The organism is Streptomyces sp. NPDC001339 (assembly GCF_042895955.1).
Classification (GTDB): Bacteria; Actinomycetota; Actinomycetes; order Streptomycetales; family Streptomycetaceae; genus Streptomyces.
Window position 1 is genome coordinate 1 of the sequence record NZ_JBIAWT010000018.1, and the last position, 20563, is coordinate 20563.

The window sequence follows — 20563 nt, forward strand, 5'->3', positions numbered from 1 at the left end:
CGGGGGCGCTGCCCCCGATGGCGGCCTGAGCTAGAAATCCTCGATCAGCCCTGGAGGGTGAGGAATCCCCTCCCTTCAGGGAGGGGAGGTTTCAACACCCCACTGTCGACGACGTACCCGAGAGCGTCGAAGAGCTGCGGAAGGCGCTCTGGGGTCACGGCATCACGCTGCCGTCGCTCAGGGTCGATCTGCCGACCTTCGCGGGCCGCTACGGAGCTCCGCTCGTCGCCCTGGGTAACTGCAACGCGGCTACTGCCCGCAAGCTCGCCGAGGTGCTCCGTAAGGCGGCGACCACCGCATGACCGGCATTATCCGAACGGTCCTTGGAACGCTGCTGAGTTGGTTGTTTCCGGGGACGGGCGGCCATCGGGCGGCCGGGACCGGCGTGCTGTCCGCCACCGCCTGGTGCGAGGAGGGGCCGCCGAGACGGCGCTTGGTGTACGTACAGCGGGTACCAACCGGGCTGCTCCTGTCGCGGGGCGAGGACAGCCGCCTCGTCCGGCCGTACGTGGACGTGCCCGAGGCGTGGCAGAAGTGGCAGAACACGGCGGACGAGGACGCCCGGCGGCGGGAGCTGGAGGAGAGGCTCCGGAGGCTGAACGGGTGGTCGTCCGGTGGGGGAGGGCGCCATTGAGGCCGTCGGGTGTCGCGAACCGGCTCAGAGGCCGGTGTTTCGCCATCGCCACCAGTGGCGCTTGGTGATCGAGACCTTGGCCTGTTCGCCCTGGACGGTGATGACCGTCTGCCAACTGCCGTGGGTGTCGAGGGCGTGGGCGACGGTGCCGGCGGAGAACGCCTTGTTGGCCATCAGGGCGCCCTGTGAGGCTGCTTCCGGGTCGCGGGCCAGCAGGTCGGTGATGTACTCCATCACGACTGTCTGTGCGTCCTGAAGGGACCGGGCCCGCACGCTCGTCTCGCCGACCTTCACCGTGTAACTGCTCATCGGCCCCACGCTACCGGCGCCGCGCCCCGCACCGACTTCCGGCACTCCCCTCTGCCGGACGACCGGGTCGGGGTGGTCGTGGCATGCTCGGGGAAATCGACAGAGGGGGAACACTGTGGACGCTTTGACCGTCGCCAACGACGTGGTGCCGTACGTCACTGCCGCCGTCACCGCTTACGGGAGCGCCGTGGTCACCCGGACCACCGACACGGCCGCCGACGCGACGGTGTCTCTGGGCCGGCGCATTGTGCAGCGACTGTGGAGTCGAGAGGAGAACCGGGACGGGCTGGAGCAGGCCATCGAGGAGGTCGCCGAGGACCCGCAGGACGACGACGCCCAGGCCGCTTTGCGCGTCCAGGTGCGTCGCATCCTGCGGCAGGACTCCGAGCTGGCCGCGGAACTGGCCCAACTGCTGCCGGCTCGTTCTTTCACCGCCTCCGGGGACGGCGCCGTCGCGGTGGAGACGAACAACGGCATCATCAGCACCGGCGACGGCGCCACCATCCAGCGGTGAGCGAGAGGCCCCACGTCGAAGCCGCCGGTGAGCGGGCGGTGGCCGTCGGCACCAACAGCGGCATCGTCTCCACCGGCGACCACGCCACGATCGATGCCCGCACCGTCCACGTGCAGGCCGGGGCCGTCCGGCAGCCCGCCGACGTTCCGGCGCCGCAGGGGACCACCAACCTGCCGCTACCGGCGAACCCGGACTTCGTCGACCGAACGGAACCCCTGGCCCACCTGGAGGCCGTTCTGGGCGAGGCCGGTCCGACGGTGCCCCGAATCGTGCACGGCTTGGGCGGGACGGGCAAGAGTGCCCTGGCTCTGCAGGTCGCCCACCGGCAGCGGCACAGGTTCAACCCAGTGTGGTGGCTCAGCGCGGACTCCGCCTCCAGCCTCACCCACGGGCTCGCCGACCTTGCCGTCCGGCTCGCCCCCCACCAGCACCTGGCCGCCGCGACCAGCGCCGAGCGCGCCGAGTGGGCCCTGAGCTGGCTGCAGACGCACCAGGACTGGCTCCTCGTGCTGGACGATGCTGCCTCCCCGCGTGACCTGGCCCCGGTGCTGGGCATGACCACGGGGCGGCACATCATCACCAGCCGGCGGACCACCGGCTGGCGCCGCCTGGCCCAGCCTCTTCCGCTGGACACCCTGCCCTCCGACGCTGCGGTGGAGTTGCTTATGCGCATCATCGAGCCCGACGGAACCGACGGAACCGACGACGAGCGCGTCCTGGCCTGCCTTGCCGACGAACTGGGGCACCTGCCCCTGGCCCTGGAGCAGGCCGCCGCCTACATCGAGTCCACCGCCATCAGCCCGGCCACCTATCTCGACCGCCTCCGCCGCTATCCGGGCCGTATGTTCGCAGCCGCCTCGACGAGCGGTCAGGAAGCGGACAACCAGCGCACCGTCGCCCGGATCTGGCAACTGTCCCTCCAGGCGATAACGGACCAGCAACCCCTGGCCGGAGACCTGCTGCGGCTGTTCGCCTGGCTCGCCCCCGCCCCGCTGCCGCGCGACGTCCTCGAAGGCCTCCACACGGATCTGGGAGAGGAAGACCCGTTCGCCGTCGATGAGGCGCTGGCGCTGCTCCACGGCTACAGCATGATCACCCTGACCCGGCAGGCCGTGGCCGTCCACCGCCTGGTCCAGGCCGTGGCGCGTATCCCCGACCCTGCCGACCCCCACCGCACCGTCCAGGCCGTCACCACCGCCCGCGAACGCGCCACCCGGCTGCTGGAGCAGGCGTTGCCGGAGAACCCGCTGTTCAACGTCCCCGAATGGCCCCGGTGGCGCGAGCTCCTGCCGCACCTGCTGGCCCTGACCGACCGGACCCCGGCGGCGGAGGAGGACCGGCACACCGCCGGCCTGCTCGTGGCCGCCTCAGGGTTCCTGCAGGGCGACGGCCACACCAGCGCGGCCATAGCGTGCGCCCAGCACGCGGTGGACATCAACACCCGACTTCAAGGCCCCGACCACCCGGCCACGCTCGCGGCCCGCAGCTTCCTTGCCAGCGCCCACCGGGCCGCCGGCGATCTGGAGACGGCCACCCCTCTGCACCAGCAGAACCTGGCCGACCACGAGCGCATCCACGGTTCCGACCACCCCGATACCCTCGTCGCCCGGGCCAACCTCGCCTACCTCTATGCCTTGCAGGGCGAGCCGGCGCGAGCGCGGGACCTGCACCAGCAGAACCTGACGGACATGCAGCGCCTCCACGGCCCCGACCACCCTCACACCGTCAACGCCCGTGCCAACCTGGCAAGTTCCTGCCGCGACATGGGTGAACTGGAGACGGCCATCGACCTCCACCACCAGGCCGTCGCCGATTATGAACGGGTCTACGGGCCGGACCACTCCGAGACCGTCACCGCCCGCAGCAACCTCGCCTACGCCCACAAGCTCGCCGGCGACGTCGATACGGCCGCTGCCCTCTTCGAGAGGGTGCTGGCTGATCGCGAACGCCTCTACGGCCCCGACCACCCCCTCACCGAACTCGCCCGTCAGTTCCTGGAGGGCTGACCTCGGTGTTTTCGTCTGCTCGCCGGTATTTCGGGAGCACTCTGGGATATGGACTTGCACCTCACGTTGCGTGAGGACACATCGTGGAGTGCGTACCGAGAAGGGAGCGGACGGAAGTGAGTTATTCGGTAGGGCAGGTTGCGGCTTTCGCCGGGGTGACGGTGCGGACGTTGCACCACTACGACGAGATCGGGCTGTTGCAGCCCGGTGAGCGCAACCGCGCGGGGCACCGGCGCTACGGCGACGACGACCTCGACCGGCTGCAGCAGATTCTGTTCTACCGGGAGCTCGGCTTTCCGCTCGACGAGGTCGCGGCTCTCCTCGACGACCCGGACGTGGATCCGCAAGAGCACCTGCGGCGCCAGCACGAGCTGCTGACCGGCCGGATCGCGAAGCTGGAGAGGATGGCCGAGGCCGTCGAACACGCCATGGAGGCACGGAAGATGGGCATTCAGCTTACGCCCGAGGAGAAGTTCGAGGTCTTCGGAGAGCACGACCCGGAGCAGTACGAGGACGAGGTCCGGGAGCGCTGGGGCGACACCGAGGCGTACCGCGAGTCGCAGCGCAGGACCGCCTCGTACACGAAGGAGGACTGGCTGCGGATCAAGGCGGAGGGGGACGAGATCAACAGCGCGTTCGCCGCCCTGATGGAGGCCGGGGACGCCTCGGACTCGGAGGCGGCCATGGACCTGGCGGAGCGGCACCGGCAGCACATCTGCGGGAGCTTCTACGAGTGCGGTTACGAGCTGCATACCTGCATGGGTGAGATGTACGTCGCGGACCCTCGTTTCACCGCCACCTACGACAAGATCAAGCCGGGCCTGGCCGGCTACCTGAAGGAGGCGATCCTCGCCAACGCGGCGCGGCACGCGTAGGGGGTCGATCTGTGTGTCGATCTCTGTAGGGGGCGGCCGCCGCAAGGCCACCGCCATCTGTAGGTGCCGTCTGTAGGGGCCGTACGGGGGTGGGCCCCACTAGGCGGGGAGGGCTCCGCGGTCCTGGGTTCAGATTCAGGTTCAGGACCGCGGGGCCACTACCACCGCGGTGCCGTACGCGCATACCTCGGTGCCGACGTCCGCGGCTTCGGTGACATCGAAGCGGAACATCAGCACCGCGTTGGCACCGCGCGAGCGGGCCTGGTCCACCAGTCGTTCCATCGCCTGGTTACGGGTCTGGACGAGGGTTTTGGTCAGCCCTCGCAGCTCGCCGCCGACCAGTGACTTCAGGCCCGCGCCGATCTGGCTGCCGAGGTGCCGGGAGCGGACGGTCAGGCCGAAGACCTCGCCGATCACCTTTTGCACGTAGAAGCCCGGTACGTCGTTCGTCGTCACGACGAGGACGTCGGAGTTCTCGCGCTGTCCGCCGCCGTACTCCTCGGTGCCCATGGGGCGCACCTCCTTGTGGCGCCTGTTTGCCGCCTTGCGTCCCCCCTGTGGTCAGCATCACCCGGTTCGGGGAGTACGGCCAGTGGTCCGGGAGCGGTCGGGGGGTCCGGCGGGAAGCGGCCCGGCAGGTGGCTGGAACCAAGGGGGGACATCCGGCGTTGATAGTTTTGGGCCGCAAACGCGCCTGCACCCCCTTCCCGACCCCCTTCGTGCGCATGATCCGGCCGCACGATCCGGCGCCCTCGACCCAGGAGCCTTCACCCCGTGAATACTCTCGCGCTCGGCCCCCAGTGGCTGACCCAGTTGCTGGACGCGAATTACTGGATCACGACCTTCGGCCTGATCGGCGTGGTGCTCGTCGTCTTCGCGGAGTCGGGGCTGTTGATCGGCTTCTTCCTGCCGGGGGACTCGCTGCTGTTCACCACCGGTCTGCTGGTGACGGCGGGGAAGATCGACAAGCCGCTGTGGCTGGTGTGCGTCCTGGTGGTGCTGGCCGCCATTCTGGGTGACCAGGCCGGCTATCTCTTCGGCCGCAAGGTCGGCCCGTCGCTCTTCAAGCGGCCCGATTCGCGGCTCTTCAAGCAGGAGAACGTGGAGAAGGCTCAGGTCTTCTTCGACAAGCACGGCCCGAAGTCGCTGATCCTGGCCCGCTTCGTGCCGATCGTGCGGACGTTCACGCCGATCATCGCGGGCGTGAGCCGGATGAACTACCGCTCCTTCCTCACGTTCAACGTCATCGGCGGTGTGCTGTGGGGGGCCGGGGTGACGCTGCTGGGCGCCGCGCTGGGCAACGTCGAGTTCGTGCACAAGAACATCGAGTTCATCCTCGTGGGGATCGTGGTGATCTCCGTGGTGCCGGTCGTGATCGAGTTCCTGCGGGCGCGGGGCAAGGCGAAGAAGGCGGGCCCGGCGGCCGGAACGTCAGCCGGAACGGCGGCGTCCGGCTCCGCCCCGGAGCCCGTACGGCGCGGGCGGCACGCCAAGCGCTGACGGGCCGCCGGGCCGACGGTCCGCTGCGGGGGCCGGTGTGAGTGGTCGCGGGTGCCTGGGGGAAGGTGTGCCCCGGGTGCGCACGGTGTTGTGGCATCGGGCATCGTGTGTGTGAATCACCCCTCAGGAGGCCCTCGAAGAGCAGGAGCGAGAACCCGTGGCGTCGGATCCCCATGCACCGGAGTCAGGTGGCGGGCCGGAGGACCGTAAGCCGTCCTCGGACGAGGCGCATTCGGCCTTCACCCCGCCGCTCGGTGTCCCCTACCCGCCGCTTCCCGAGGACGAGCACCCGACCTCCGAGTTCGCCCTCCCCGCCGGTGTGCGCCCGGAGGCGCCGGCCGAGGAGGAGGGTTCCGCGTTCGTGCCGCCCGGCAGCACCACGGGGCAGACCCCGCTGCCCGCGCCCGTCGGCGCCACGGCCATGAGCACGGCGTTCACCCCGCCGCACGGCATACCGGCCATCAGCCTGACCAAGGAAGCCCCCTGGCAGGACCGGATGCGGACGATGCTGCGGATGCCGGTGGGGGAGCGGCCGGTGCCCGAGCGGCGTACGACCGGTGAGGAGGAGACCGGCCCGGCCGTGCCGCGGGTGCTCGACCTGACGCTCCGTATCGGCGAGATCCTGCTGGCCGGCGGCGAGGGCGCGGAGGACGTCGAGGCCGCGATGTTCGGGGTCGCGCACGCCTACGGGCTGGAGCGGGTCGAGCCGACGGCCACCTTCACCCTGCTGTCGATCTCGTACCAGCCGTCGCTGATCGACGACCCGGTCACGGCCAGCCGGACGGTGCGGCGCCGCGGTGCGGACTACACCCGGCTGTCCGCGGTCTTCCGGCTCATCGACGAGATCGCCACCGAGGGCATCACGCTCGAAGAGGCCTACCGCGGCCTCGCCGAGATCCGGCGGAACCGCCACCCGTACCCGAGCTGGGCGCTGACGCTGGCCTCCGGGCTGCTCTCCGGTGCCGCGTCCATGCTGGTCGGCGGCGGGGCGCTGGTGTTCATCGCGGCCGCGGTGGGCTCGATCCTCGGTGACCGGCTGGCGTGGCTGGCGTCCGGGCGGGGGCTGCCGGAGTTCTACCAGTTCGTGGTCGCCGCGATGCCGCCCGCGGCGGTCGGCATCACCCTCGCCGTGGCGCACGCCAATGTGCAGGCGTCCGCGGTGATCACCGGTGGGCTGTTCGCGCTGATCCCGGGGCGGGCGCTGGTCGCCGGGGTGCACGACGGGCTGACGGGCTACTACATCACCGCCGCCGCCCGGCTGCTGGAGGTCGGCTACCTCATCGTCGGGATCGTCGTCGGCGTGCTCAGCGTGCTCTATATCGGGCTGCGGCTGAAACCCGGCCTCACGCGGCTCAGTCCGGAGCAGGCGCTGCCGTCCTACAACGAGCCGCTGGTGCAGATCGCCGCCGCCATGCTGCTGGCGCTGGCGTTCTGTGTGCTGCTTCAGCAGGAACGTCACACCGTGGCCTTCGCGACGCTGAACGGCGGGGTGGCCTGGGTGGTGTACGGGGCCCTGGTCAACGTCGGCGGCATCAACCCGGTGCCGGGCACCGCCATCGCGGCCGGACTGGTCGGCCTCTTCGGCCAGTTGCTCTCCCGTTACCGCTACGCGTCGGCGCTGCCGTACGTCACCGCCGCCATCGGCCCGCTGCTGCCCGGTAGCGCCACGTACTTCGGGCTGCTCAACTTCGCCCAGGGGCGCCTGGTGCAGGGCCTCGCGTCCCTGGTGACGGCCGCCTCGCTGGCGCTGGCCATCGCGGTCGGGGTCAACCTCGGTGCCGAGGTCGCGCGGCTGTTCCTGCGCGCGCCGGTGGGGGAGGGCGCGCGGCGGGCGGCCAAGCGGACCCGGGGGTTCTAGCGCCGCCGGTCCAAACCATACGGCTGGCATGAACGCACGACGGGCGGCACCTGACTGGGTGCCGCCCGTTCGCGTACGAAAATCAGCGCGTCGGTGCGCGCGTCAGACGGTCAGAGACCGCCGGAGAGGTCAGTGGCCGCCCTGCGCCTCGAAGCGCTTGTAGGAGCGCTCGATCTCGGCCTCGGCGTCCGTGCGGCCGACCCAGTTGGCGCCCTCGACGGACTTACCGGGCTCCAGGTCCTTGTAGACCTCGAAGAAGTGCTGGATCTCCAGGCGGTCGAACTCCGACACGTGGTGGATGTCGCGCAGGTGCTCCACCCGCGGGTCGGATGCCGGGACACACAGCAGCTTGTCGTCGCCGCCGGCCTCGTCGGTCATCCGGAACATGCCGATGGCGCGGCACTTGATGAGGCAGCCGGGGAAGGTCGGCTCGTCGAGGATGACCAGCGCGTCCAGCGGGTCGCCGTCCTCGCCCAGGGTGTTCTCCACAAAGCCGTAGTCGGCCGGGTAGCTGGTCGAGGTGAAGAGTCGACGGTCGAGGCGGATCCGACCGGTCTCGTGGTCCACCTCGTACTTGTTCCGCGAACCCTTCGGGATCTCGATGGTGACGTCGAACTCCACGGGTGGCTCCTCCATGATCAGCACATAGTTCTGGTGATTAAGTGTCCCTCACGCAGGTGTGTGGTCGCGAAAGGGGCTGGTCCGAGGTGCCGGAGACCGGAAAGTGGCAGGTCAGATGGCAGTCGGTGCACCGATCCGCACGGACGGCGACGTATGCGGCGGGGCGTACCGCCCGTACGGCGGCCGCCTCGGCGCGGCAGGCCTGGCGGGCCGCACCGCGCCACACCCGGCAGACCTGGCGGCTGACGGTGGTCTCCGCGGCCACCGGCCTGGCGGTCGCGCTCGTCGCGGTGGCGGCGGCCGGCCCATGGGACTCGGGCCAGCGTAGGGCCGAACGGGCGGCAGCGGCGGTGATGGACGGTGCCAGTGGTGAGCGTCACGCCGCGGATCCCGGGGGCGGGCCCAGCGCCCCGCCCGTGCTGCCCGCGCTCGGCGGCCGGGCGGGCGGTGCCGGGGGCCGGGGCGCGGCCCCCGTCCCCACCGGTGCGGGGCTGGCCGACGCCCTCGAACCGCTGCTGAGGGACCCGGCGCTGGGCCCGGTGCGTACCGCCTCGGTCATCGACGTCGCCGCCGGCCGTGAGGTCTACGGCGCCGGCCAGGGCACGGCCGTCACCCCGGCCTCCACGGTCAAGCTCGCCACCGCCGTCGCCGCGCTCGCCGCCCGCGGTCCCGACCACCGCATCGAGACCACCGCCGTGCTGGCCGGTGAGGACCGCGTGGTGCTCGTCGGCGGCGGGGACCCGACGCTCACCGCGCGCGCCCCTAAGCGGAGCGGCGAGGAGCAGCCCGCGAGCCTGCGCGCGCTCGCCGACGACACCGCCCGCGCCCTGGCCCGGCGCCACCTCGGCACGATCAGCCTCGGCTACGACACCTCCGCGTACGCGGGCCCGGTGGAGCACCCCATCGGCCCGAACGAGAACATCGCCCCCGTCACCGCCCTGATGGTCGACGAGGCCCGCCTCGACGACAGCGAGCACGGCACCGCGCCCCGTGAGTCCGACCCGGCCCGCGCGGCGGCCGCCACCTTCGCCGAGCTGCTCGGTGAGCGCGGTATCACGGTGGAGGGCGACCCCGGCCCCGCCGCGGCGCCCGCCTCGGCACCGGAGGGCGGCCGCGACCGGCTCGCGGTCGTCCGCTCCCTCCCCGTCTCCTCCCTCGTGGAGCGGATGCTCACCTACTCCGACAACGACATCGCCGAGGCCCTGGCCCGCCAGACCGCGCTCGCCGCACGTCAGCCGGCCAGCTTCGCCGGGGCCGGCACGGCTGTGCGTGCCGCCCTCGCGCGCCTGCGGCTGCCGCTCTCCGGCGCGGTCTTCGCCGACGGCAGCGGCCTGGACCGCAAGGACAAGGTGTCCGCGGCGTTCCTCTCCCGTCTCCTCCAGGAGGCCGCCGCGCCCGACCGCCCTGCGCTGCGCCCGGTGGTCACCGGCCTCCCGGTGGCCGCCTTCACCGGCACCCTCAGCCGCCGCTACGCGGGTGAGAGCGCCGGCGCCGGCACCGTACGGGCCAAGACGGGCACCCTCACCGGCGTGAACACGCTGGCGGGCACCGTCGTCGACGTCGACGGCCGGCTGCTGGCCTTCTCGTTCATGACCTCCGGGACGGAGGATGCGGAGGGCGCGCAGCGGGCTCTGGACCACCTGGCCTCGGCGGTGGCGAACTGCGGCTGCCGGTAGCCGGACCCATCCCGCACCAGTAGCCGTACTGGTCCCGCGCCCCCATGGGCGGCTATCCCCCGGCGGGGCGCCCACGTACCGTGAAGCCATGACGAGCATCGGTGGGACCGAGATGGTCGACTGGAATCTGGCGGTCGCGACCGCGACGCGGTTCGTGCGGCCGGGGCCGGAGGTGAGCCGGGACGAGGCGCGGGCGATCGTCGCCGAGCTGCGGCGGCACGCCAAGTCGTCCGAGGAGCATGTGCGCGCGTTCACGCGGATGGCGCAGCCCGGTGCGACGGGTGCGGCGGGGGAGGCGGGCGGTGACCTGCCGCGGGGCGCGTCGGCCGGCGCGCCGCACGACACCCCGGTCCTGGTCGTGGACCGGCCCGGCTGGATCAGGGCCAATGTCGCCGGGTTCCGGGCGGTGCTCAAGCCGCTGCTGGCCAAGATGGAGGACCGGCGCGCGGCGGTGCCCGGGGGCGCGGTGCTCGGCGCGGTCGGCGGCAAGGTGACCGGCGTGGAGCTGGGGATGCTGTTGTCGTTCCTGGCGTCGCGGGTGCTGGGCCAGTACGAGACCTTCGCCCCGCCGTCCCGGGACCTGCCCGCCGGGTCGCAGGGCGGACGGCTGCTGCTGGTGGCGCCGAACATCGTCCATGTGGAGCGCGAGCTGGAGGTGGCGCCGCACGACTTCCGGCTGTGGGTGTGCCTGCACGAGGAGACCCACCGGACCCAGTTCACGGCCGTGCCGTGGCTGCGTGACCACATCGAGGGCGAGATCCAGTCGTTCCTCGGGGAGACCGACATCGATCCGGGCACGCTGCTGGAGCGGCTGCGGGAGGCCGCCCAGTCGCTTGCCGGGGCCAAGCCCGTGGGGGAGGAGGGCGACGACGGCGGCCGTTCGATCGTGGATCTGGTGCAGACGCCGGCGCAGCGGGAGATCCTCGGGCGGCTGACGGCGGTGATGTCCCTGCTGGAGGGGCACGCCGACTACGTGATGGACGGCGTGGGCCCGGACGTGGTGCCGTCGGTCGCGGAGATCCGGGAGAAGTTCCAGAAGCGCCGGGCCAGCGGTGCCGGACGGCTCGACCTGGCGCTGCGTAAACTGCTCGGGCTGGACGCCAAGTTGCGGCAGTACCGCGACGGCGAGCGGTTCGTCCGGTCCGTCGTCGAGGAGGTGGGCATGGACGGCTTCAACCGGGTGTGGACGTCGCCGAACACCCTCCCCACCAAACAAGAGATCGCCAAACCGGCGGACTGGATCGCGCGGGTGCACCGCAAAGCGGACGGGGCACCGTAGGGGAACGTCGTGAGCTGGGCACGCCGCACGGCAGAAGAGCGCCCCGTCATTCACCCGTCTGAGGGACCGTTGTCGATGGATAGGCGTGCAATGCTCGGGGAACCGCTCGCCTCTGTCACCATCTAGGCACTCTGTGTGACGAAGGGTCTCCCCGGCCCGAGGCTCCCAGCTGAACGATTGGAAACGGACATGGGTCCCCATCCAGCGGTCGCCGCGATACGCCTGGCGGTCCGCCGCGTACTCCACGACGTGCTCAACCACCACTGCGCGCAGGACCGGCACGAGCCCCCGCTCGTGCTCGCCGCGTGCTCCGGCGGCGCCGATTCGATGGCGCTCGCCTCCGCTCTCGCGTTCGAGGCCCCCAAGCTGGGCGTCCGGGCCGGGGGCGTCACCGTCGACCACGGCCTTCAGGAGGGCTCCGACCTCCGGGCCGCCGAGGTCGCCCTGCGACTGCGGGCCCTGCGGCTTGACCCCGTGGAGGTCGTGTCCGTCAGCGTGGGCCGCACCGGAGGGCCCGAGGCCGCTGCCCGGGACGCCCGCTACGCCGCTCTGGACGCGACCGCCGAGCGCCATGGCGCCGCCGCCGTCCTCCTCGGCCACACCCGCGACGACCAGGCCGAAACGGTGCTCCTCGGCCTCGCCCGCGGCTCCGGCACCCGCTCGCTGTCCGGCATGGCCTCGACCAGCGGCCACAACGGCCGCTACCGCCGCCCTTTCCTGGACCTGGACCGCCAGACCGCCCGCAAGGCCTGCCTGATCCAGTCGCTGCCCGTCTGGGACGACCCCCACAACTCCGACCCCGCCTACACCCGCTCCCGGCTGCGCCACGAGGGGCTGCCCGCCCTGGAGAAGGCGCTCGGCAAGGGCGTCGTCGAGGCGCTGGCCCGTACTGCCCAGCTCTCCCGGGACGACGCCGACGCGCTCGACGCCTGGGCCCTCGCGGCCGAGGGAACGGTTCTGGACGACGCCGGGACCCTCGACGTCGCCGCCCTGTTCGCCCTGCCGCCCGCGGTGCGCCGCCGGGTGCTGCGCCGGGCGGTCATCGCCGCCGGCTCACCGCCCGGTTCGCTCTTCGCCCGCCACATCGAGGAAGTGGACCGGCTGATCACTGCCTGGCGCGGCCAGGGGGCCATCAATCTCCCCGGGCGCGTCGGGGTACGCCGCCAGGGTGGCAGACTTGTCATCCGGCAGGGCTGAGCCGCAGACGCTGCCGTGCATCTGAAGTCTCACGACTGACGTGGACGTCTCACGGCTGACGTGAACACCGAACCGAGCGAGAGTGGCACGGGTGGACGACAAGGACATGGGCTCCGACCTTCAGTCGGTTCTCATCACCAAAGAAGAGATCGACGCGAAGCTGGCCGAACTGGCCGCGAAGATCGACGCGGAGTACGCGGGCAAGGACCTGCTCATCGTCGGTGTCCTCAAGGGCGCGGTGATGGTGATGGCGGACCTGGCGCGCGCGCTGTCCACCCCCGTCACCATGGACTGGATGGCCGTGTCCTCCTACGGCGCGGGCACCCAGTCCTCCGGTGTGGTCCGCATCCTCAAGGACCTGGACACCGACATCAAGGGCAAGCATGTCCTGATCGTCGAGGACATCATCGACTCCGGCCTGACCCTGTCGTGGCTGCTGTCGAACCTCGGCTCGCGCGAGCCGGCCTCGCTGGAGGTCTGCACGCTGCTGCGCAAGCCGGACGCGGCCAAGGTGGCCATCGACGTGAAGTGGATCGGCTTCGACATCCCCAACGAGTTCGTCGTGGGTTACGGTCTCGACTTCGCCGAGAAGTACCGCAACCTCCCCTTCGTCGGCACCCTCGCGCCGCAGGTCTACGGCGGCTGAGGCGGCCCTGGCGCCCGGCGGGAACCCTTCGGGGCTTCCCGCCGTTGGAGCAGGGGGAGGGGAATTCCCGGGCGCATGTTCACTCTCGGCGCAGGCGCCGGGTGACAATGCTGGGGTACCGTCCGAAGGCAGTCTGCTTTCGGGCCAGTAATACACCGTACGCACGACCAGCCCTCCCGAGGGCGTTGTGCCTCACTGTGGCAGGAGGGACGGGGCCGCAAACGGCTCCGTATGGATGGACGTGAAGCGATACTTCCGTGGGCCGGTCATGTGGATCGTGCTGGCCGTCCTCGCCGTGGTCGTGTTGATGCAGGTCGTCGGCTCGTCCGGCGGCTATAAGACGGTGGACACCGGTCAGGTCGTCAAGGCGATCTCTGAGAACCAGGTGAAGTCCGCCGAGCTGACGACCGGGGACGAGAACAAGATCAAGATCGAGCTGTCCGGCTCGCACAAGATCGAAGGCTCGAACAAGATCCAGGCGAGCTACATCGGCGACCAGGGCGTCGATCTGGCGAAGAGCCTGCAGGCCAAGTACGAGACCGGCAAGATCAATGACGGGTACACCGTCTCCCCGGAGAAGCAGAACCCGTTCATCGGGATGCTGATCTCCCTGGTGCCGTTCGTCCTCATCGTGGTCGTCTTCCTGTTCCTGATGAACCAGGCGCAGGGCGGCGGCTCCCGGGTGATGAACTTCGGCAAGTCGAAGGCCAAGCTGATCACCAAGGACACCCCCAAGACGACCTTCACGGACGTCGCGGGGTCGGATGAGGCCGTCGAGGAGCTCCAGGAGATCAAGGAGTTCCTCCAGGAGCCGGCGAAGTTCCAGGCCGTCGGCGCCAAGATCCCCAAGGGCGTGCTGCTGTACGGCCCGCCCGGAACGGGCAAGACCCTGCTCGCGCGCGCCGTCGCCGGCGAGGCGGGCGTCCCGTTCTACTCGATCTCCGGCTCCGACTTCGTCGAGATGTTCGTCGGTGTCGGTGCCTCCCGTGTCCGTGACCTGTTCGAGCAGGCCAAGGCGAACGCCCCGGCGATCGTCTTCGTCGACGAGATCGACGCGGTCGGCCGGCACCGTGGCGCGGGCCTGGGCGGCGGCCACGACGAGCGTGAGCAGACCCTCAACCAGCTGCTGGTCGAGATGGACGGCTTCGACGTCAAGGGCGGCGTGATCCTGATCGCCGCGACGAACCGCCCGGACATCCTCGACCCGGCGCTGCTGCGCCCCGGCCGCTTCGACCGGCAGATCGCCGTCGACCGTCCGGACCTGCAGGGCCGTCTGGAGATCCTCAAGGTCCACCAGAAGGGCAAGCCGGTCGCGCCGGACGTCGACCTCTCGGCCGTCGCCAAGCGCACCCCCGGCTTCACCGGTGCCGATCTGTCGAACGTCCTGAACGAGGCCGCGCTGCTCACGGCCCGCAGCGACGAGAAGCTGATCGACAACAAGTTCCTGGACGAGGCGATCGACCGCGTCGTGGCCGGCCCGCAGAAGCGGACCCGGATCATGTCCGAGAAGGAGAAGAAGATCACCGCGTACCACGAGGGCGGACACGCCCTGGTCGCGGCGGCCTCCCCGAACTCCGACCCGGTCCACAAGATCACGATCCTGTCCCGTGGCCGGGCCCTGGGCTACACCATGGTCCTGCCGGACGAGGACAAGTACTCCACCACCCGCAACGAGATGCTGGACCAGCTGGCGTACATGCTGGGCGGCCGCGCGGCGGAGGAGCTGGTCTTCCACGACCCGACCACCGGCGCCGCGAACGACATCGAGAAGGCGACCGCCACGGCCCGCGCGATGGTCACGCAGTACGGCATGACCGAGCGGCTCGGCGCGATCAAGTTCGGCTCCGACAACTCCGAGCCCTTCCTGGGCCGCGAGATGAGTCACCAGCGCGACTACTCGGAAGAGGTCGCCGCGCTGGTCGACGAGGAGGTCAAGAAGCTGATCGAGACCGCGCACAACGAGGCGTGGGAGATCCTGGTCGAGAACCGCGACATCCTCGACAACCTTGTGCTGGAGCTCCTGGAGAAGGAGACCCTCAACAAGGAGGAGATCGCCGAGCTGTTCAAGCACGTGGTCCGGCGCCCGGCCCGCCCGGCGTGGACCGGCTCGTCGCGCCGTACGCCCTCCAGCCGCCCGCCGGTGCTGTCGCCCAGGGAGCTGGCCCCGGCCAACGGCTCCGTGACGACGGCGCCCGCCACCGTCTCCACGGAGAAGGCGGCTCCGGAGACGGTCGTCACGGAGAAGGCGCAGGCCCCCGAGGAGCCGCGCGCGGAGAGCTGACCCGGCCCGGCCGGGCGGAGTCGGAACCGCCCGCCCGACCGGCCCCCGGAATACATGCCGCGCCCCCCAGGTTTAGCCTGGGGGGCGCGGCATTCCGCGATCCACCGCGATACCGCGCGGGCGCAGAAGGAACGAGGCACCACATGACCGACCCTGTGACGCTGGCCGTCGACGGCACGATCGGCGAGTTCGACGAGAAGCGCGCCGAGAACGCGGTCCGCGAACTGCTGATCGCGGTGGGCGAGGACCCGGACCGCGAGGGGCTGCTGGAGACGCCGGCGCGGGTGGCACGGGCGTACAAGGAGATCTTCGCCGGCCTGTGGCAGAAGCCGGAGGACGTGCTGACGACCACCTTCGACCTGGGCCACGACGAGATGGTGCTGGTCAAGGACATCGAGCTGGTCTCCAGCTGTGAGCACCACCTGGTGCCGTTCGTCGGCGTGGCGCACGTCGGCTACATCCCGTCCGTCGACGGGAAGATCACCGGGCTGTCCAAGCTGGCCCGGCTGGTCGATGTGTTCGCCCGCCGCCCGCAGGTCCAGGAGCGGCTGACCACGCAGATCGCGGACTCCCTGATGGAGATCCTGGAGCCGCGCGGCGTGATCGTCGTCATCGAGTGCGAGCACATGTGCATGACCATGCGAGGCGTCCGGAAGCCCGGTGCCAAGACCACGACCTCGGCCGTCCGCGGCCAGCTGCGGGACGCGGCGACGCGGGCCGAGGCGATGAGCCTGATACTGGCGCGCTGACGTCACGGGCGCCGCTGAAGGCGCTACGGGCGCTGAAGGCGCTACGGCGCCAGAGGCGCGGCGGGGGCGCGGACAGTCGAAAGCCGCGGCGGGAATCCCGCCGCGGCGCATCATTTCCGGCCCGGGCCCGTCAGGCCGCCGGCCGGCTCGTTCAGACCGTCAGGCGGTCACCCATCCACTGCAGGGCCGCCGGGATCTCGCGGCGCCAGGTGTTGAAGTTGTGGCCGCCGCTGTCGAGGATGATCGACGAGACCCGGGTGGGGGACTTGGTCTGCTCGATGAAGCGCAGCGTGTTCTTGTAGTTGCTCTCGCCCTGCTTGCTGGTGGTGACCAGCAGGTTCACCTTGGGAGCGGGCAGGTTGCGCTGACGCCACAGGAGATCGTTCTCGCGCTGGAGCTGCTTGCTGCCGCCGAAGAGGTCGCCGGTGGTGGCGTCGAGGGGGGCCTTGTAGTCGCCGGAGAGGGAGACCGCGGTGGAGAACGCCTCGGGGTGGCGCATGGTCATCTTCAGCGCGCAGTAGCCGCCCGTGGAGTCGCCCATGACGCCCCAGCTCTTGGACTCCTTCCCTATTCGGTAGTGCCCGGAGAGGTCGGCGCGCAGGTCCTTGGTGAAGAACGTCTCGGTCTGCTCCTGGTTCGGTATGTCCATGCACTCGGTGTCACGGGGCGGAGCGACGGTCGGGCGCATCATCACCAGAACGGTCGGCTTCATCTTGCCGTCCTTGAGGAGCTGGTGCTGGGTCTGCGGGAAGTGCAGCTTCTTGTACAGGGCCTCGGCCGTTCCGGGGTATCCGGTGAGGACCACCGACGCCGGGAACTTCTTCTCCGCGTACGCCTTCTGGAAGTACTGCGGCGGCAGATAGACATACGCCGGGCTGGAGATCTTGGAACGCTCGCCGTGCACCATCACCTTGTCGATCCGGCCCGCCTCCGCCGGCCGGGACCCGTTCTCGACGCTGATCCGCTGGGTGCCCAGCATCTGCAGCTTGGTGCCGTTCGGGCCGGACTTGTAGTTCTTCACCACGCCCGGCTCCTGCTCCTGGCCGAAAAGGTCGGCCCAGGAGGCGTAGAACCCGAAGGAGAGGTTCGCGGCCAGACCCACCGCGGCGAAGAGCGAGAGCTGGGTCGCCAGCAGCAGGCCGACCCGCCCGAGAACGGCGCGCCAGCTCTTCTTGGACAGGCGCGGCCAGAGCCAAATCGTCAGAACGAACAGTGCCACCGCGACGAGGACGGCAAGAAGCAGCACTTTCTTGCTGGTCAGACCCATGAGGTGCTTTCTTCCGGGCGGCCGGCTCATCCGTACCGCAGGTGGAACCCCGAGCCCTGAAACGCCGTCATACAGGGCGCAAAAAGTCCAGACGCTGCGACAAGGCTCGCACGTTCTCTCGACCGGGGCGACGGGAAAGTGATGTCTGACAGGCTAGATGGCGAAAAGTCGGAGACGGTTGCGTGGCGTTCGCCACGCTGGCTCCGCGGCCCGCGCCCCGAGCGGGTGCCCGGTCTCGTCGGTACGGCCGGTGTGCTCGTCGGCCTGCTCAACCTGGCCGCCGGGGTGTTCCCGCGCTTCCGGCACAGCCGGGTGCACGCCCTGGCCGAGGTGCTGCCGGGCGCGGTCAGCCCGCTGGCGGCCGCCGCCTCCATTGTCGTCGGCATCCTGCTGCTCCTGCTCGCCCATGGCCTCAAACGGCGTAAGCGGCGGGCCTGGGCGGCGGCGGTGGCGCTGCTTCCGGTGGGCATCGCCGCGCAGCTCCTGTTCCGTCACTCCCTGCTCGGAGCGGTGCTCTCGCTGGCGCTGCTGGTGTTCCTGGTGTGGCACCGCAAGGAGTTCGCGGCCCTGCCCGACCCGCGCAGCCGCTGGAAGGCCGTGGCCAACTTCGTCGTCCTCGGCGGCGCGAGCTTCGGCATCGGCATGGTGATCGTCAGCTCCCACCCCCACAAGATCATCGGCTCGCCGTCCTTCATGGACCGCGCCGAGCACGTCCTGTGGGGTCTGTTCGGCTTCGAGGGCCCCGTCGGCTACACCCACCACGTCGACTACACCGTCGGCTACTCCCTCGGCGCGCTGGGCCTGCTGACCGTCGCCACCACCGCGTACCTCGCCTTCCGCCCCGAGCACCCGGCGGCCCGGCTGACGGACGACGACGAGCGGCGGCTGCGCGAGCTGCTCGACCGGCACGGCGACCGGGACTCCCTCGGCTACTTCGCGCTCCGCCGCGACAAGGGCGTGGTCTTCTCCCCGTCCGGCAAGGCCGCGGTCTGCTACCGGGTGATCTCCGGCGTGATGCTCGCCAGCGGCGACCCGATCGGCGACGTCGAGGCCTGGCCGGGCGCGATCGAGCGGTTCATGGAGGAGGCCCGGGCGCACTCCTGGACGCCGGCTGTCACCGGCTGCAGCGAGACCGGGGGCCAGGTGTGGACCCGGGAGACCGGGATGGACGCCCTGGAGCTCGGTGACGAGGCGATCGTGGACGTCGCCGACTTCACCCTCACCGGGCGCGCGATGCGCAACGTACGGCAGATGGTCAAGCGCATCGAGCGCAACGGCTACCACACCCGGGTACGGCGGGTGCGCGACCTCGAACCGGACGAGCTGGAGCGGATCCAGCGGGCCGCCGATGCCTGGCGGGACACCGACACCGAGCGCGGCTTCTCCATGGCGCTGGGCCGGATCGACGCAGTGGCGGACGGCGACGCGGTGATCGCCACCGCGCATCTGGCGGCCGCCGAGGGCGAGGAGCCCGGCCCGTACGGGGACCTCAAGGCGATGCAGCACTTCGTCCCGTGGGGCGACAGCGGCATCTCCCTGGAGCTGATGCGCCGCGACCGGAGCGCCGACCCCGGCATGAACGAGCTGCTGATCGTCGCCGCGCTGCAGGCCGCACCCGATCTCAAGATCAAGCAGGTGTCGCTGAACTTCGCGGTCTTCCGCTCCTCCCTGGAGCGCGGCGAGAAGCTCGGCGCGGGGCCGGTCATCCGGGTCTGGCGGGGCATGCTGATCTTCCTGTCCCGCTGGTACCAGATCGAGTCGCTCTACAAGTTCAACGACAAGTTCCGGCCACGCTGGGAGCCCCGTTTCGTGGTCTTCCGCAACAGCCGCGACATCCCGCGCATCGGCCTGGCGGCGCTCCAGGCCGAGGGCTATCTGGAGCTGCGCCTGCCGCGCTTCCTGAGGGGCGGGAAGGCCGCCGAACCGCGGCCGTGCGCGCACACGGCGCACTCGGCGGAGCCGGTACGGGCCGGCGGCCCGGTCGAGCGGGCGGCGTAGCGGGAGGGCTCGGCGGACAGCTCGGCGGGCGGCTCGGTGAACGGCGTGGCGGGCGGCTCGGTGAACGGCTCGGCGGACGGCGTGACAGACGGCCCGGCGGGCCCGGTCCCCGCACGCGAAGGCGGCAATCCGGCCGGTCGGCACACGGCCTACGCTGGTGCCATGAGTACCTTGCGTGGCCGGGTGGCCGGACTGCCGGACTGGGACCGCTGCGCGGTGATGGGCGTCGTGAATGTGACGCCCGATTCGTTCTCCGACGGCGGGGAGTGGTTCGACACCGAACTCGCCGTCAAACACGGTCTCGACCTGGTGGCTCAGGGCGCCGACCTGGTCGACGTGGGCGGTGAGTCGACCCGGCCGGGCGCGGCGCGGGTGGACGAGGCCGAGGAGCTGCGCCGGGTCGTTCCCGTCGTACGGGAACTGGCCGCGGCGGGCGCCCTGGTCTCCGTCGACACCATGCGCGCGTCCGTCGCCGATCAGGCGGTACGGGCCGGGGCGCGGCTGGTCAACGACGTCAGCGGGGGCGCCGCCGACCCGGCGATGGTGCCGGTGGTGGCCGACCACCAGGTCCCGTTCGTGGTGATGCACTGGCGCGGCCAGTCGATCGACATGAACAACCGCGCCGTCTACGGGGACGTGGTCACGGAGGTGCTGGAGGAACTCCGGCAGTCCATGGAGCGCGCCGTGGCCGGCGGTGTGGACCCGGACCGCATCGTCATCGACCCGGGCCTCGGCTTCGCCAAGGAGGCCGGGCACGACCTCGCGCTGGTCGCCGGACTGGCGCGGCTGCGGGCGCTGGGCCGGCCGCTGCTGGTGGCCGCTTCGAGGAAACGGTTCCTGGGCAGGGTGCTGGCGGGCGGTGAGGGAACCGCCCCGCCGCCGGCCCGGGAGCGGGACGCCGCGACGGCGGCGGTATCGGCGATCGTGGCGCGAGAGGGGGCCTGGGCGGTGCGGGTGCACGAGGTCAGGGCGAGCGCGGACGCGGTGCGGGTGGCCCGTGCCGTGGAGGGGGCGGCGGCAGTGGCCGCCACCGGGGACGCGGCCGGTACGGCCGGTACCGGTGAGACGAGCGGGACGGGCGGTACGAGCGGGACGGGCGCGTCCGGCGGGCCGGGCGGGACGACGGCGAACGCGACGGGAACGGTGTGAGCGG

General features: G+C 70.9%; 18 protein-coding genes. 14 read left to right on the forward strand and 4 right to left on the reverse strand.

Annotated elements, in window-relative coordinates:
• The first annotated feature begins 298 nt into the window (after nucleotides 1-298).
• Nucleotides 299-634 (forward strand): hypothetical protein, encoded by a 336-nt coding sequence (locus tag ACFY12_RS33255; protein WP_390719698.1) that lies wholly within the window; start codon nucleotides 299-301, stop codon nucleotides 632-634.
• Nucleotides 635-658: 24 nt separating this feature from the next.
• Here the strand turns inward: ACFY12_RS33255 and ACFY12_RS33260 are convergent, their stop codons facing one another.
• Nucleotides 659-943, reverse strand: a complete 285-nt coding sequence (locus tag ACFY12_RS33260) for a hypothetical protein (RefSeq protein WP_390719699.1) — start codon at nucleotides 941-943, stop codon at nucleotides 659-661.
• A 115-nt stretch (nucleotides 944-1058) separates the two neighbouring features.
• Here ACFY12_RS33260 and ACFY12_RS33265 point away from each other — a divergent pair, with 115 nt between their 5' ends.
• The 3 genes from ACFY12_RS33265 to ACFY12_RS33275 all read left to right on the forward strand — a co-directional run bounded on the left by ACFY12_RS33265 (nucleotide 1059) and on the right by ACFY12_RS33275 (nucleotide 4338).
• Nucleotides 1059-1457: a hypothetical protein gene (locus ACFY12_RS33265; RefSeq protein WP_390719700.1), complete on the forward strand. Its 399-nt coding sequence runs from the start codon at nucleotides 1059-1061 to the stop codon at nucleotides 1455-1457.
• On the forward strand, nucleotides 1454-3463 hold the full coding sequence (locus ACFY12_RS33270; protein ID WP_390719701.1) for a tetratricopeptide repeat protein: 2010 nt from the start codon (nucleotides 1454-1456) through the stop codon (nucleotides 3461-3463). Before ACFY12_RS33265 ends, ACFY12_RS33270 begins: the two co-directional genes overlap by 4 nt.
• Before the next feature lie 116 nt (nucleotides 3464-3579).
• Nucleotides 3580-4338 carry a MerR family transcriptional regulator gene (locus tag ACFY12_RS33275; RefSeq protein ID WP_390719702.1) on the forward strand — a complete coding sequence of 253 codons (759 nt, stop codon included), beginning with the start codon at nucleotides 3580-3582 and terminating at the stop codon, nucleotides 4336-4338.
• A 141-nt stretch (nucleotides 4339-4479) separates the two neighbouring features.
• On the opposite strand, the gene ACFY12_RS33280 is transcribed toward ACFY12_RS33275, so the two are convergent.
• A complete protein-coding gene (locus ACFY12_RS33280) occupies nucleotides 4480-4848 on the reverse strand; it encodes a YbjQ family protein (RefSeq protein ID WP_390719703.1) in 369 nt (122 codons plus the stop codon).
• A 264-nt stretch (nucleotides 4849-5112) separates the two neighbouring features.
• Here ACFY12_RS33280 and ACFY12_RS33285 point away from each other — a divergent pair, with 264 nt between their 5' ends.
• A complete protein-coding gene (locus ACFY12_RS33285) occupies nucleotides 5113-5838 on the forward strand; it encodes a DedA family protein (RefSeq protein ID WP_390719704.1) in 726 nt (241 codons plus the stop codon).
• A gap of 157 nt (nucleotides 5839-5995) precedes the next feature.
• Nucleotides 5996-7696, forward strand: a complete 1701-nt coding sequence (locus tag ACFY12_RS33290; protein WP_390719705.1) for a threonine/serine exporter family protein — start codon at nucleotides 5996-5998, stop codon at nucleotides 7694-7696.
• Nucleotides 7697-7825: 129 nt separating this feature from the next.
• Here the strand turns inward: ACFY12_RS33290 and ACFY12_RS33295 are convergent, their stop codons facing one another.
• Complete coding sequence (locus tag ACFY12_RS33295; protein ID WP_066972977.1) at nucleotides 7826-8317, reverse strand: inorganic diphosphatase; 492 nt, start codon at nucleotides 8315-8317, stop codon at nucleotides 7826-7828.
• 86 nt (nucleotides 8318-8403) lie between these two features.
• Here ACFY12_RS33295 and dacB point away from each other — a divergent pair, with 86 nt between their 5' ends.
• From dacB to folE, 6 genes are all read left to right on the forward strand, one after another.
• Complete coding sequence (gene dacB, locus ACFY12_RS33300) at nucleotides 8404-9993, forward strand: D-alanyl-D-alanine carboxypeptidase/D-alanyl-D-alanine-endopeptidase (protein ID WP_390719706.1); 1590 nt, start codon at nucleotides 8404-8406, stop codon at nucleotides 9991-9993.
• A gap of 88 nt (nucleotides 9994-10081) precedes the next feature.
• Entirely contained in the window at nucleotides 10082-11272 is a 1191-nt protein-coding gene (locus ACFY12_RS33305) for a zinc-dependent metalloprotease (RefSeq protein ID WP_390719707.1), read from the forward strand.
• A 189-nt stretch (nucleotides 11273-11461) separates the two neighbouring features.
• Nucleotides 11462-12469: a tRNA lysidine(34) synthetase TilS gene (tilS, locus tag ACFY12_RS33310; RefSeq protein ID WP_390719708.1), complete on the forward strand. Its 1008-nt coding sequence runs from the start codon at nucleotides 11462-11464 to the stop codon at nucleotides 12467-12469.
• 106 nt (nucleotides 12470-12575) lie between these two features.
• The gene (gene hpt, locus ACFY12_RS33315; protein ID WP_390719771.1) at nucleotides 12576-13115 is read left to right on the forward strand and encodes a hypoxanthine phosphoribosyltransferase; all 540 of its coding nucleotides are present in this window, start codon (nucleotides 12576-12578) and stop codon (nucleotides 13113-13115) included.
• A gap of 235 nt (nucleotides 13116-13350) precedes the next feature.
• On the forward strand, nucleotides 13351-15396 hold the full coding sequence (ftsH, locus tag ACFY12_RS33320) for an ATP-dependent zinc metalloprotease FtsH (protein WP_390719709.1): 2046 nt from the start codon (nucleotides 13351-13353) through the stop codon (nucleotides 15394-15396).
• Between the two features lie 143 nt (nucleotides 15397-15539).
• Nucleotides 15540-16145, forward strand: coding sequence for a GTP cyclohydrolase I FolE (gene folE / locus ACFY12_RS33325; RefSeq protein WP_390719710.1), 606 nt, complete (start codon nucleotides 15540-15542; stop codon nucleotides 16143-16145).
• A gap of 151 nt (nucleotides 16146-16296) precedes the next feature.
• Here the strand turns inward: folE and ACFY12_RS33330 are convergent, their stop codons facing one another.
• A complete protein-coding gene (locus ACFY12_RS33330) occupies nucleotides 16297-17412 on the reverse strand; it encodes an alpha/beta hydrolase (RefSeq protein WP_390719711.1) in 1116 nt (371 codons plus the stop codon).
• A 141-nt stretch (nucleotides 17413-17553) separates the two neighbouring features.
• On the opposite strand from ACFY12_RS33330, the gene ACFY12_RS33335 reads away from it, so the two are divergent.
• Entirely contained in the window at nucleotides 17554-19410 is a 1857-nt protein-coding gene (locus tag ACFY12_RS33335; protein ID WP_390719712.1) for a phosphatidylglycerol lysyltransferase domain-containing protein, read from the forward strand.
• Between the two features lie 162 nt (nucleotides 19411-19572).
• A complete protein-coding gene (gene folP / locus ACFY12_RS33340; RefSeq protein WP_390719713.1) occupies nucleotides 19573-20559 on the forward strand; it encodes a dihydropteroate synthase in 987 nt (328 codons plus the stop codon).
• Nucleotides 20560-20563 lie beyond the last annotated feature (4 nt).